The sequence below is a fragment of the Moorena sp. SIO3I6 genome (assembly GCF_010672095.1).
The window spans coordinates 1-14,052 of record NZ_JAAHHU010000032.1; the positions used below are offsets into that span (position 1 = coordinate 1).

General features: G+C 44.1%; 12 protein-coding genes. 8 read left to right on the forward strand and 4 right to left on the reverse strand.

Features of this window, described 5'->3' with window-relative positions:
- Positions 1 to 356: 356 nt before the first annotated feature.
- Entirely contained in the window at positions 357 to 2,030 is a 1,674-nt protein-coding gene (locus F6K49_RS11865) for an alkaline phosphatase family protein (RefSeq protein WP_293026485.1), read from the reverse strand.
- 400 nt (positions 2,031 to 2,430) lie between these two features.
- Complete coding sequence (locus F6K49_RS11870) at positions 2,431 to 4,662, reverse strand: polysaccharide biosynthesis tyrosine autokinase (protein WP_293096776.1); 2,232 nt, start codon at positions 4,660 to 4,662, stop codon at positions 2,431 to 2,433.
- 450 nt (positions 4,663 to 5,112) lie between these two features.
- On the opposite strand from F6K49_RS11870, the gene F6K49_RS11875 reads away from it, so the two are divergent.
- From F6K49_RS11875 to F6K49_RS11910, 8 genes are all read left to right on the forward strand, one after another.
- Positions 5,113 to 5,748: a sigma-70 family RNA polymerase sigma factor gene (locus F6K49_RS11875; protein WP_293096783.1), complete on the forward strand. Its 636-nt coding sequence runs from the start codon at positions 5,113 to 5,115 to the stop codon at positions 5,746 to 5,748.
- Complete coding sequence (locus tag F6K49_RS11880; protein WP_293026491.1) at positions 5,745 to 6,080, forward strand: hypothetical protein; 336 nt, start codon at positions 5,745 to 5,747, stop codon at positions 6,078 to 6,080. The genes F6K49_RS11875 and F6K49_RS11880 overlap by 4 nt, the downstream gene beginning before the upstream one ends.
- Before the next feature lie 66 nt (positions 6,081 to 6,146).
- Positions 6,147 to 6,383: a hypothetical protein gene (locus F6K49_RS11885; protein WP_293096790.1), complete on the forward strand. Its 237-nt coding sequence runs from the start codon at positions 6,147 to 6,149 to the stop codon at positions 6,381 to 6,383.
- A gap of 53 nt (positions 6,384 to 6,436) precedes the next feature.
- A complete protein-coding gene (locus tag F6K49_RS11890) occupies positions 6,437 to 6,898 on the forward strand; it encodes a Spy/CpxP family protein refolding chaperone (RefSeq protein WP_293026495.1) in 462 nt (153 codons plus the stop codon).
- 24 nt (positions 6,899 to 6,922) lie between these two features.
- Positions 6,923 to 7,555 (forward strand): YqiA/YcfP family alpha/beta fold hydrolase, encoded by a 633-nt coding sequence (locus F6K49_RS11895; protein ID WP_293026497.1) that lies wholly within the window; start codon positions 6,923 to 6,925, stop codon positions 7,553 to 7,555.
- Between the two features lie 183 nt (positions 7,556 to 7,738).
- Positions 7,739 to 8,380, forward strand: a complete 642-nt coding sequence (locus tag F6K49_RS11900; RefSeq protein WP_293026499.1) for a hypothetical protein — start codon at positions 7,739 to 7,741, stop codon at positions 8,378 to 8,380.
- Positions 8,381 to 8,393: 13 nt separating this feature from the next.
- Positions 8,394 to 9,605, forward strand: a complete 1,212-nt coding sequence (locus F6K49_RS11905) for a BtaA family protein (protein WP_293096797.1) — start codon at positions 8,394 to 8,396, stop codon at positions 9,603 to 9,605.
- A gap of 31 nt (positions 9,606 to 9,636) precedes the next feature.
- Positions 9,637 to 10,389: a class I SAM-dependent methyltransferase gene (locus tag F6K49_RS11910; RefSeq protein WP_293067014.1), complete on the forward strand. Its 753-nt coding sequence runs from the start codon at positions 9,637 to 9,639 to the stop codon at positions 10,387 to 10,389.
- 127 nt (positions 10,390 to 10,516) lie between these two features.
- On the opposite strand, the gene lnt is transcribed toward F6K49_RS11910, so the two are convergent.
- A complete protein-coding gene (gene lnt, locus F6K49_RS11915) occupies positions 10,517 to 12,511 on the reverse strand; it encodes an apolipoprotein N-acyltransferase (RefSeq protein WP_293096904.1) in 1,995 nt (664 codons plus the stop codon).
- 203 nt (positions 12,512 to 12,714) lie between these two features.
- Positions 12,715 to 13,947 carry a glycosyltransferase family 39 protein gene (locus F6K49_RS11920; protein ID WP_293082221.1) on the reverse strand — a complete coding sequence of 411 codons (1,233 nt, stop codon included), beginning with the start codon at positions 13,945 to 13,947 and terminating at the stop codon, positions 12,715 to 12,717.
- Positions 13,948 to 14,052 lie beyond the last annotated feature (105 nt).

Below are 14,052 nucleotides of genomic sequence, written 5' to 3' on the forward strand. Positions count from 1 at the left end.
CATCCCCCTCACTTCTGCCTCCTGATAAAATTACAGTGAGTACTCCTCCTGAATAGAGCACCAAGGAAACAGTAGTGAAAATTGGTTCAAAAAATGCCAACAGTTTTCTCATGAACCCTGGTTTATATTGAAAAATTGTAATTATAAATTTGTATTCATAATACTGTATGTAAAAGTTGCTAAGCTGTTTTGAATTTAAATGCACAACAGCTTAAAGCAATGAATGAAATTGTTTAAACTTAATAGCATCTGGCCAGCTAAGAGTGCATCCACACCCTTAAACCGGCTGAATCTAAGAGGCTCAGGAATTACCCAGATAGGGAAATTAAACCCTATCCCTAGGTTTGATTTATATCTCAGGCTGAGATAGATAAATTCGGACTAAGTAGAGATTTGCCATCAAAGTAGTCCGGAATCGGTGCTCCCATCAACCTCAAGATGGTTGGCGCTATATCTACAGGATGAGCTTCTGGCAAACTAGAACCGGGGGTAATTCCTGGTCCGCTTGCCATCAAAAAGCCTCTGGCTCGGTGACCACCAGGACGATTATAGGTAATTGGACCAATGCGTCCCACATCAGGACTATCAACTACATCTGTGGGACACTCGTGCCATACGACTACTAGGTCAGCATCTGGCAGTTTGGGGTTATCATCTGTGGCGACGTTATGGGTGCGCACTACTTGTTTAACTAATGGTTCTCCTGTCCTGCCATCGGTAAGGCGATAAAGGAAGTCTGTTAGGTTATCGCACAGAGCATCATACTCGGAAGGGTCAACAATACCATCTCGTTCCCGTCCTTTGAGGTTGATGCGAATATGTCCATCAGCAAAGGCGGGTAAAGCAAAGGCTTTCATCTTGGGCCAGAGGGGAGTATATAGAGTAGCTGGCATCCAACCCAATTGCACCTTGTGCTTCATGAGGGGATAAGGAGATAGTAAACCGTGCTGGCCAGATTGTAAAAAGGCTTTATGGGTCCAGGTGTTGAACAACTGCTTAATGGGATTGGGTTCATAAATCTTTCGCCATACTTCCCCTGGCCAAGAGTTGCGGATTGGACGAGTAATTGGTGCTGGGGGAGTGACTCCGATTTTGCTGGGAGTAATGGCATACTTGCCAGGGAAGTTATACCGATAGAGCAATTCTGGCAGGAACATCATGCTCATCAAATCTGTAACATTGGCAGCCATGCCATGAACTGCGAAACACAAGATATAGGCATCCTTAGGGGCAGCAGCGATAATTTTTGCGATCGCATCATCCACCGCTTCAAAGATTTTCAGCATCGGGTCTCCAGCCTTACCATTCTTTTTGCTCTGGTAAGGGTAGAGCTGGTGATCTGGTTGGCTGCGGTCCCACAGGTCATGACCAGCACTGTGAGTTTCACCGAAAGCGGTCACGAACAAGTCCCACGGTTCACGCTGAAGTAAATCCCGGCAAATCTCTGAGCGAGTGGAGATACTAGTTTTTAGAGCTTGCTGAATCCATTTAAAATAAACTGGATCCCACCAGCGACCATTATCTTTATGGAGCACTGGGTTTTTGCCGTATTGGGCAATAATATTGGGCAATAATTCCGGCGGTTGGGAATGGCTTGGCACAAAGGGATAATGTCCCCCCCAACCCAAAATTTGTAAGCCATTAATTTGATCTGACAGTCCTGATACTGGTACATCAAAGGCAGCAACCCGGTAGTCATTCCCTAAGGCATAAAATGGATTATACTCTTTATAATCGTATCCACTATAAATTTTGTCGCAGACTACTTTATAAGTTTCTGGATCAAATTTTATGGTATCCCAAAAACCGGTTTTATCTGGTAAACAACCGGTAGAAAACATTACCCACAAGGGTTCAGTGGATGAAAATTCAACTGTCTTATTGTTGTAGTTAACGGTATTGTTCAGGCGACCATAGATTCCTTGTTGCCGTATTTTGTTGAGGGTCTTCAGATGTCCTTGGGACATCCACTTCTCCAACAATAGCGGGTCAGCTGCATCCAGTCCAATAGCAATTACAGGGGTTTTCATGGTAATATTCTAGATTTTATATATAAGTAAAGCTAATCCATAAGAGCAGGTCTGGTTGACTAATCATCATCTTATGGAGCAGGTAATTGGTAATTATTAATTGGTAATTATTAATTTATCATTACCTAGTTGACGATTACCGATTAGTAATTCCCGATTCCCATCCAGGGATTATTTTGGTTGGGAAGTGATTAACCGGATTTGATATAATGTTTCATTTCTCACTAAGAATAATTTAAGTAGTTATTTCCTAAGGGCGTTAACTAATAAAAAATAGGTAACTAATCAAACAATAGGGTTTTATTCTAGTTATAGTCTGGATTAATCCAGGAAATTAAATCATTAATTTATATTGTTTTATTTTCGGGAATAGCGATTAGTCATAAGTCATAGTTTTAAATCATCTCCGGGAAACCTTCGATGTTTTTTGAGTCTCAGCTTTACGCTGTGCCAATCTTCTGACTGAGCCATAATCGAAGTATTCCTGTGACTGGTAAAAGTAACCAATCGATTCATCTTTTTGAATGACACCATTAGCCACCAAACCCAAAACCGTCTGACCGGAACTATCTAACATTTGTTTAGCCACATTAGCATTAGCAAAATCCAGCACACCTGGTCGAGCCACCAACAACATGCCATCAGTCATTGGACTTAAGCAAAGGGCATCAGCAGTCAGAAGTAAGGGTGGGGCATCAATAATCACAAAGTCATATTGGGTTGAACATTCCTCAATCAGGGAAGCCATTTGCTTTGAATCCAGGAGTGCCAAAGGATTAGGAGGCATTACCCCAGCAGTGAGAACATCAAGATTTTCCATGGCTTGACAGATGGCAAGCTCTAGAGGCACTTCACCAATCAGTACCTGGCTCAAACCGGCCACATTCATTACTTGCCAAATATAATGCTGACAGGGGTGACGCATATCGGAATCAATCAGCAAAACCCGACGCCCCAGTTGAGCCATAGCAGCGGCCAAGTTTGCTGATACGGTAGATTTGCCTTCCTTGGAAACGGAGCTAGTGACTACAATAACTTTAAGTGGGTGATCAGACCTGAGAAATTTCAGATTCGCTTGAATCATCCGGTAGACTTCACTCACCATGGAATGAGGCTGGTCTGTTACGGGCAATTCCCCTCCGAAAAATAGGTCATCCCGACGACGGGATAGCTTCTTGTGCTTGAAAACTGGAATCACCCCTAGCACAGGATATCTTAATAACTGCTTGACTTCTTTGAGAGTTTTGATAGAGCGGTCTCTCATTTCCAAGAGCAAAACAGCAGTCGTGGCCAGTGTGACCCCCAACATCACCCCTAGAGCCAACACCTTTATTTTCTTATCACCTAAGGGCTTTTTAGGGACTATTGCTGGCTCAATGATGCGAGCATTAGCGGTATCTTGGTTTTCTGCGACCTTTAATTCATTGAGATTTTTCAACAGGGTTTCATAGGTCAAGCGCGCAGCTTGGACTCGTTGTTCGAGCTGCTGCTGAGTTTGCTCCAACCGAGGAAGAACATTGACCCGTTGTTCATAGGCAATTCTAGCCTTAGCAAGAGTTGCTAATCCTTCTGCTAAACTTCGACGTTTGACTTCTGATTCAATAAAATCGCTAATCAGTTTTTGTTTGAGCTGGTCAACTTCTAAAAGCCCTTGAGTAATTTGTATCTGAGTACCAGCCAGACTCTGTGAGCCTAGTATTTGATCAATCTGCTGTTGTAAATGACCTCTGAGGGAGCTTTGCTGCTTGGTCAGCCGAATCATGACCGGGTGATTTTTACCGTAACGATTGTTCCCAACCGCTAATTGCCGCTCAACCTCTTGCAGTTCTTGGAGTACGCCCTGTACGGAAGTAGACTGACTCAGGGCACTGATAGCAATTGCCTGCTGGGGATTAAGACCCACCTGGTTTCTCAAGCCAGCAGCTTGGGCATTGGCTTCTTCAAGTTGAGCTTGAACTGTAGTAATTTGGCTGTCTAAGTCAGCCATCACCGCTACCAAAGACCTGGATTCTTCTGTGAGGGATACAACCTGATTGCGTTCCTTAAATTGGCGTAGAGCAGCTTCTGCTTGCCTGACATTGGCTTCACTTTGAGGAAGTTGGTTAGTAATAAACTCACGGGCTTTTGCTGCTTCCGACTTTTTGGATAGGATCTGATTCTCTATATAAAGCCTCATTAATTGATTGATCACCGCCGCCCCTTTTTCTGAGTTCTTACCCTTGTAGGAAAGCCTAACCACATCGGTGCCACCCACAATTTTGACAGTGAGCTTTCTTTTGAGGGCTTCCGGTTCCCAAGGTAGACCTTCGTTATCAGTGAGGTTGAGTTGATCAATGATCTGTTGCAGAAGCGGGTGGGAGTAAATCACCTCAATTTCAGTACTCAGAGGGTTCTGGGCATCAACCAGAGGGCGTAACTGTTCAATTTCCTCCCCCAACCCAGTCAAGAAAGGGGTTCGGTCTATTTTAAACAGTAGTTTTCCTTCAGCTTCATAGGAAGGCTTGAGAAACAAGGTAGACCAGGCCGCTGAGATAACTGTAAATAGGAAAATAGCAACCGCTGGCAGCCAACGACGTTTCAATAGTAGTAAGTATTGGCTAATATCGATATCTATAGAACTTCTAGACTCCATAAGTTCTTAAGGGACTCCCCCTAGGTAGATTGCACAATAAAATAATTTTTGGTATTGGGGCCGATTAGCTACCAAACCTGCCATCCGTCAGATGCAACCTATATATGGAAATAACCAATTATATTGAAATAATAATACAAGTAAATCATATCAAAAGTCCCTCGACATTAAAGAGTTGGTAAAGATCTGCAAATTTTCCGTGTTTCTTGTGATTATAAGAAAGTTAAGGGGCTGACTGGGTGTAGGGCAAACGGGGTTAGGGGGTAGGGTTTTGCGACCGATGGTTGTGTCAGTAAGACCAGCAATCCCTGGAGCTGTTTACTGTTCTATCTTCCGAGTTAACCCAAACCCGGTCACCCTACCCCCGCTGGCTCCATTTCTGGCTAAACTTTTACCAAATTGAACCATTCTGTTGGCCAGTGAGTCTAAATAACATAGGAAAACAAAGCGGTGAGGGAGAACCCACAGTTGTCAGTCAGATCAGCCCAGGCTTCCAAAGAAGATTCTGCTGCTGCAAAAACAACCAGCACAGACACAGAGTTGGTATTGCAGTGCCAACAGGGGAACCAGCAGAGTTTTCGCCAACTATACCGACGCTATCAGCAGCGGGTCAGGTCAACTATCTATCAGCTATGTGGTGCTTATGCTCTTGATGATTTAGTACAAGAGGTGTTCCTACGAGTTTGGAAAGGCTTACCAAAACTACGGCAACCTTCACAGTTCTCCACCTGGCTTTACCGCATCTGCTGGAATGTGGCATCGGATCAGCGGGGCAAGTTGCAACGGCAACGTGCCTTCAACCTTCAACTTCCAGAGGACACAGCTGATCTACCCCTAAAAAATGCCAAGTCTTCCTACACTCCCGATCTTATGCAGTTGCACTATCAGGACATTATTCAACAAGCAATGCAGCAACTGAGCTTGAACCATCGTGCTGTGCTGGTGCTACATGATTTAGAGGATTTGCCACAAAAGGAAGTTGCTAAAATTTTGGGCATAGCTATCGGAACGGTTAAGTCTCGTCTTTTCCACGCTCGAACTTCCCTACGGAAATATATCATCCAACAACAAGGAGAGATGCCATGACTCAGTTTCAACCTGATGACCAACAATGGCAAGCATTTCTGCGCCAACATCGACCTACTCCTCCACCAGCAGCATTTGACTTGGAGGAACGAGTAATCAATGCGATCGCTAAATCCCCACCGCCTAGTCGTAAACCAGAGCTTTGGTTACTTCCATCAGCCATCGCTGTTGGTTTACTGATGGCTTGGAGTGCTTACCACACCCACAACTTAACCACTCTAGAAGCTTTCTTAGAGAAAAATTGGCATGGAGTTGTGGGAGAGACATCGGTGAGCAATGTCATTCATACTCCACCAGCTGATTGGATGATCTTAGCCAATACTGGACAATAAATGCGCATAGTAGGAACCATCACCTCAGGATCTCCTATAGAGGATAAGGTTTGACCTGTTAAAAGGTTGGCTCTAGCCAACGGCTATGGCAAGGTAAAAGTGGGTTGTCAACCTTCAACCTTCAACCTTCAACCTTGGCCTTTCGGCCACGCTACGCGAACAACTTTCAACCTTGGCCTTTCGGCCACGCTACGCGAACAACTTTCACCCTTGGCCTTTCGGCCACGCTACGCGAACAACCTTCAACCTTCAACCTTGGCCTTTCGGCCACGCTACGCGAACAACCTTCAAGTTGAATTTTAAACCTTCAATATTTCTTACAAACTTTAAATTAAAGACATTTATAGGTAACTTCCATGCTGTTACGTCCAGGTTATATTTTGTCACTTCTCATGGTTACCCTGACTGGCTGCACTGCTGTAGCTAATTCCAACCCTGTAACCTCTCAATTGATTCCCAACCCTGAGGGTCAACAACACCCAAAATCAATTAAGGATAGGTTAGTCAGGGAACTGAATCTCAACCACGTGCAAAGGAAGCAGCTACATTCCATTAGGATAGAGTATGAAGAGTCCATTATAGATCTTCGTCAGGAAATGAGTCAAGCCAAGCAGACATTAAGTGATTTGATGGTGGGTACAGCTGACAGAGAAACTATCCGCACTCAATACCAACAAGTTCAAGTATTGAACCAGCAGCTAGGAAAGTTACGCTTTGAGAGTATGTTGCAGATGCGAGAGGTGATGACTCCTGAACAACGCATCCAGTTTGCTCAATTGATGAAACAGCGCCGCCAGCAAAACCCTCTATCCGATTAGGTAGAAACACAAAGGATAAGGATTTTGAGATTTATTTATCTACACGGTTTTGCATCTAGCCCTGAATCAGCCAAGGCGGTGTATCTACAGCAAGCTTTTACTCGCCTGAAGGTCTCTCTAACAATTCCTGACCTTAATCAAGATGACTTTAATCATTTAACAATAAGTCGCCAGATTAGTCAAGTAGCAGCATTACTGCCTTTAGATGGAACACCAGTCACGTTAATCGGTTCTAGTTTGGGTGCTTTTACCGCTGCATGTATAGCACAAAACAATCCACAAATCAAGAGACTGGTTCTACTAGCACCAGCATTTGGGTTCCTTCGCCATTGGTTGCCCAAATTAGGAGCAGAACAGCTCAATCAGTGGCGCTCCCAGGGATATCTAGAGATTTATCATTACCGAGAAAACCGAAAGCTTCCCTTGCACTACCAGTTTCTAGAAGATGCCCGTCAGTATGAGGCTTTGGAGCTAGGGCGACAAGTACCTACTTTGATTCTACATGGGTGCTATGATGACGTGATTCCTATCATCGAGAGTCGTGATTATGCCAGTACGCGCCCTTGGGTGCAATTGGTTGAATTGCAGAGCGAACACGGTTTGCGGGATGTGATGGCGTTGATTTGGGCAGCAGTTCGGAAATTTTGTGATATTTAGGTCGGTTGAGGGGTCAGTGTTCCATCCGATCCAACAGCACGTTATTCCGAACACAATCACAATCATTATTTCACAAAAATACCACTATAGGCTAGAATTACTCTGTCAAAAAAAAATGAATCGAGATCGAAACTGAGGTTGACTCTCGAGTTCACATTTACTGTCATTGAGTTGAATAAGTCGATGTTAGATTCAATTAGATTGACAAGCCCTAGCCCTAGCCCACCCCAAAATTTGATTGAGTCTCTCTATCCATTTAAACCAGGAGATCTGATTACTTTTTCTGGACTGAAGATCGATGCTGCTCTGATTCGATACTTCACTGGAAGTGATTACAGTCATACGGCGATTGTCCTGGATTCCGATCTGGAAGCGAACGGGAACGCAAAGGTGGCGATCGCTGAGTCCACAAGTTACACAAGTTTGCCGGATTTTAGAAACCAAAAATGTAAACCAGGAGTACAAATTCACTACCTGGAGAATTGGCTCAATGCTTATCGAAACTACGGACAAGCTTGGTGGGTTCCTTTGGCAAAACCATTAAGTTCGGAAGGGATCGATAAAATGCAAAATTGGCTGTGGAACCTTCATGAGCGCCAAGTCAGGTATAGCTGCTGGAAGTCCATCGGAGCTTGGCTGAAAGTTAACCGATATTTGGTTCCTTCTGATAGCCAGAACATACAAAGAATATTTTGTTCGGAACTGGTAACCCAAGCCTTACAAATCGCAGGATCAATCGATGGCTCGGTTCTCGCTTGCCAGCAAACACCCAAAGAAGCAGTTACTTTTGGATGCTTTGAGGCTCCCGTATTACTGGAAATTTAGTCAGGGTTAAACTGTGTTATCAAAATTGCAATCAATCAAAGATATCTGGCGATATATTGGTTTTAGTTGGGTACATCAGCAGAATCTCGTTTACGTTACCTGCTGGGAAGATCCCAGACTCGATCGTGTTGCCTTAAACTTGCCAGCTGACGATACCGTTGTCGTCATTACCTCTGCGGGATGCAATGCTTTGGAATACGCTCTCGACGCACCCAAACAAATTTACGCTATCGATGTCAATCCCAAACAAAATGCGTTGCTCGAACTCAAAATTGCGGCGATTCGAGAACTGGATTTCGAGCAATTTTTTCAATTGTTCGGTCGCGGTAGGTTGAAGCAGTTTAACGAGATTTATACTCAAAAGCTGCGCTCCCATTTATCTTTACCCTCGCAAGGGTATTGGGACAAACAAGGAACTAAATTATTCGACAGCAGACGCTCGTTTTATTTTCGAGGAACTACGGGTAATTTTGCTTTGGCTATCAACTACTACATTGATCGCATCCTGAAAATTCGCCCCAGTTTCGATGCTATTCTCAATGCCAAAACCCCAGAAGAACGGCAGGAAATTTACCAGCGCGAGATCGAACCGGTCTTTTGGAAAGATTATCTCTATCGCTTCCTCAATAGCGATTTAGTCCTGTGGATGCTCGGTGTTCCCGCACAACAACGTCAACAGATGGAACGCTATCTCGACGAAGGTAGTATCGCGACCTTTGTACGCCAACGCTGCGAAAATGTCTTTACTCGGATCCCGATTAAAGATAACTATTTTTGGCGAGTTTTTCTGAATGGAGAATATTCCCCCGATTGCTGTCCCCAATATTTAAAGGAAGAAAATTTCCTGCGCCTAAAATCTGGGTTAGTGGATCGCATTCAGGTTGAAAATAGCACAATAACCAACTTTCTGGAAAATTGTCAAGCTCGAATTTCTCGCTTCGTGCTTCTCGACCACATGGACTGGCTGAGTCAGTATAATCACGAAGAATTGCAAAAAGAATGGCAAGCTATTTTGACTAGAGCCAGTGATAAAACTCGCATTTTGTTTCGCAGTGGGGGATTCAAAGTGGAATACCTTGATTCGGTGCAAGTGCGTTATGGCGGTAAAGACCGATTTTTATCAGACTTATTGATGTACAATACTGAATTGGCTGACCAATTGCACCCACGCGATCGCGTCCAGACCTACGGCAGTTTTTACATAGCTGATTTGCTGACTGCTTAAAACTATTTCCACTGGCGAGGGAAGAGAAAAAATGAGCGTTTTATCCGACTTGATTAGCGATCTCAAAACGGTTTATCATCTAGCCAAACCGATCCGAGGGGATAGCCATCAAGAGCGATTGGAAAACTTTTATCGTACTCAATCAACGGATTACGATCGCTTTCGTAGGCGTTTGCTAAAAGGACGAGAAGAACTTTATCAATCCCTTGCCGATAGCGATAGCAATGGCTGTGTCTGGGTTGACTTCGGGGGGGGTACGGGGTCGAATTTGGAATCCATTGCTAATCGCCTCTCTAAGTTTAGTAAAATTTACATTGTGGATTTGTCCCCTTCCCTGCTGGAAGTGGCGCGAGGGCGAATAGCCGATCACGGCTGGACAAATGTAACCACTGTCGAAGCCGATATCACTCAATTTTTACCGCCAGAAGGGGTGGCGGATATCGTCACTTTTTCCTATTCTTTAACCATGATTCCCGAATGGTTTGCGGCGATTGAGCAAGCTGAAAAGAGTTTGAAGCCAGGGGGAATGATCGGGGTTGTGGATTTTTATGTGTCTCACAAACATCCCCCTGAAGGATTGCAACGTCATTCGTTTTTAGCTCGTCACTTCTGGCCGATTTGGTTTGCCACGGATAACGTTTTTCTTTGTCCCAATCGCCTAGGCTACTTGCATCATAAATTTGATACTGTGTCTTTGAAAGAAAAGATGGGAAATTTACCATTTCTACCTGGCTTGAAAGTTCCCTACTATAGGTTTATTGGTCGAAAACGATCTAAAACTTGAAGTTGCTCTAATGGTGGTTAGTGGTACAAAAGTAGTTATTTGAGCCCCGGAAACCTTGAAGCTTACCGCAGCAAAACCACTAGATGTTTATCACTAGCTTGTCTAGGCAAATTAAATGCAAGGCTGTTTAATTTACCAAGCCAACACTAACTCCAAACCAAGCCAACACCAACCAGCCAATTCCCCCTAACCCTAATAACACCGGAGTCAACCAATTACCCCAGCGCACATACAACGTCTGAGTCTGTCGTCGATAAATCGTATCTGCGTGCAACTCATAGGTATTAATCCCGGATAGCCATAGTGTTTTGCCATGGGGGTCTACAATACCCGAATAGCCGGTATTAGTTGCTCTAACTGTCCACCTATCTGTTTCAATGGAGCGCATTACATCTTGAGCATAGTGCTGGGCAGGCATAGTATTACTGTAATGGGCATTATTGGATGCAGTGATAATAAACTGCCCACCAGCGGCAGCTTGATAGCGGAAGTGGTCGGGAAAAGCTGACTCATAACAAATTCCTACCACTGCTTGACCAAAGGGTGTTTCTACTAACTGGTCAGGTTTACCTGGTGCTAAGTGAGCATCAAGAGGGGATAGTCGATCAATTAAACGTCCTAAGAATTCTTCAAAAGGAATATATTCTCCTAATGGCACTAATTTGACCTTATCGTAACGGCTGAAGGTCTCACCAGTACCGGTGACAGTAAACAAACTATTGGTAAGGCTACGCCCTCTTTGCCCATAGCCTCCTACCCAAACTAAAACCCCTTTATCTAATATTGCTGAGTAAAAGGAACTAACAGTACGAACCTGTTCTTCCCAAAGAAAAGGTAAGGCAGTTTCAGGAGTTAGCACTGCGTCTACTTTTTGATCTGCCAATGTCTGGTATCCAGTAGTGTAACCTTTTATAGCACGCTGCCAGCCAGCGGAGTAAAGTTTGATTTCATTGGGGATGTTTCCTTGAATAATACCGACGTTAATAGCAGAATCTTTTGATTGCTCAATTGGTTTGCTATACAGTAACCATCCGAGCAGATGTAAGCTGATTAATAAACCGATTGCTATACCCAAAAGGGTTGAAGGTTCAAGGTTTGTAGGGGTTGAAGGTTCAAGGTTTGTAGGGGTTGAAGGTTGCAGGTTTGTAGGGGTTGAAGGTTCAAGGTTTGTAGGGGTTGAAGGTTCAAGGTTTGTAGGGGTTGAAGGTTCAAGGTTGTTGTGATAACTTTCAACGTTCAACCTGCCAACATTAAACCTGCCAACATTAAACCTGCCAACATTAAACCTGCCAACATTAAACCTGCCAACGTTAAACCTGCCAACCTTCAACCTGCTAACTTTCAACCTGCTAACTTTCAACTGATTAAGGTTAAACTGATTAAGGGTTAATCCGCTTTCAGCTATTAAACCATTGACGGCGACAATAGCTGCTGTAACTGTTATCGGACCGGATAATTGACCGAGGTGCAAAATTATCAGGTTATGGGGACTTTGGGTATAGGATAAGGAAGACCAGTACAGGGGACTCATACTCCGCAGGGTTTCTATGCCACACCACAAGCCTGTACCGATTAGAACCCGCAAGCAGGAGGTTAAAAGAAAATAGTTTTGAGTGGGGATAGGGAGATTTATATCAGGATTTATATCAGGATTTATATCACGTTGTTGTGTCGCTTTGGTGGATGGGAATTTACAGCGGTTTTCAGATGAATTGACCTCATTACCTTTAGCTGCAAGCCCCCTAAATCCCCCAATTCTGGGGGACTTTAACTCAAGAACCCCCCAAAGTTGGGGGGCTAGGGGGGCGAAACTTGCTGTAATTGATTGAGTTATAGAGATTGCTATAGCCCAGACAGCTACTAGGAGTGCTCCCCAGAGGGTAATGAATATCCAGCAGAATAATGCGATCGCAATACTAGCTAGCCATGGTACCCCCATCCAATCCATCGGGTGAATACCAGTAATCCAAGATAGAGCTAAACCGTGATAACCGATACCCCAGATCAGACCAGATAAAGCATTGCCACGAATACTCTGACCCCTGACGACTATGAACCATAGCGGCACTAGGGCAATCCACGCTAGGGGCCAAGCTTCTGTTGGTGATGGTGTCAGTCCCATCAGGATGCCACCGATTAACGCTAATAGAGCAGTTATCAATTTGGTGAGGTACAAATTTCTAGGTTTTAGGGAGTAGGTTTTAGGGATTAGGGAGTAGGGTTAAGAGTTTGTTTAGTTGTGATTACGGGCGCTGGTATGGATGGGAGTCTTTAAAAAGACTGTGTACCTCATGATTATGAAAATTGCTATATATTCAAAAAGTCTCAAGTTGGCGGACCACCTGCTACACGATACAACGTTGTGTAGTAATGCACTAGACCACTACCCACTGCTATAGCGTAGAGCAAAGTTACTAAAACAGCCACCCGACGTTGCCAACGCCAAACTTGCATCAAGCCTGCTGCTAGAAGAATTAAGAAATAGGGGGATACAATTAGTAGATAGCGAGCTTTCCATATGGAACTGGAAACATAGGATATCAATAAGATAGATCCGGCAGGTAATAATGCCCACACTTTAATCCACCAGAGTTTTGTTGAGGGGTGCCTGCTCAATAGAGCTATAGCAAGCAAGCCGATTGCCATGGCTGTATATGCCATGTAATAGAGCAAAGGTACAATATTTGAGGTTAATACATGCTCCACAAGCCAGTCCATGATAGACTGCTGATTGAGCTGTTTCATCAGGTCGTTGGCACTGATGCCTGACCCTAGTAAGTGTCTCAATGGCCAGAAAACTGTCAAGTGGGTGACTTCAGAGACAATTAAGATCATGTTGGGTTTTGGGTACTGTGTCACCCAACCTTTGAGGAATTTAGTGGAAGAATCATTAACTGCTGATACTAAAGGAAGCCAACAACTCCCAATCAGCAGCAGCCTAATCCCAAAGGCAAATAATCGGCGCTTTTGATTACGGAACTGCCATCCAATTAATACCAGATCTGGCAGAAACAAGGTCACACTAACCGGAGTAGTCACAAGGGCTAGAAACCTGCCCACAGCCCACCAGTTGATGGCAGCAAACCTAGGATTTTCAAGGGCATGAGCTAGAGCCAAGGTACCCCCCAAACTTAAGAAGGGGATTAGGGTGTACATCCTTACCTCTTGGGCATGGTTGATAAACAGAGGTGAGAGGGTTAGTAACAGGGCGGCAATCAAGCCAACTGGCTTTCCAGCTAAGCGACGACCCAACAGGTAGATTAGGAAGACACTGCCTAGTCCAAAAATCACAGATAGCCCACGCAACCAAACGGTGCTAGTGCTAAACTGCATCCAAATGTAGAGAATCATGAAATAAAAGGGACGTGTCAGATTCTTCGGAGGCAGTGATATCCCACTCTGGGTTTTGTTAATGCTAAATAGTTCATCGTACCATAAGCTTTCTGTGCCGAGTTGATATAGGTACAACCCAGTAGCGACTAGTAAAATTAGGCCGATCGGCATCCACTTCTCGAGCCAATTTGCTCTTATTCCAAGTGCTGGTGTATTCAGTTTCATAGTGATGCAAAGTTAATTCAAATTAGTTAACTCAAATTAGGGATTGCAATCGCAATCCTAGTACTCTGTCAATTTAGTTTTGAAAATTAGGATAAGGTGTTAGGT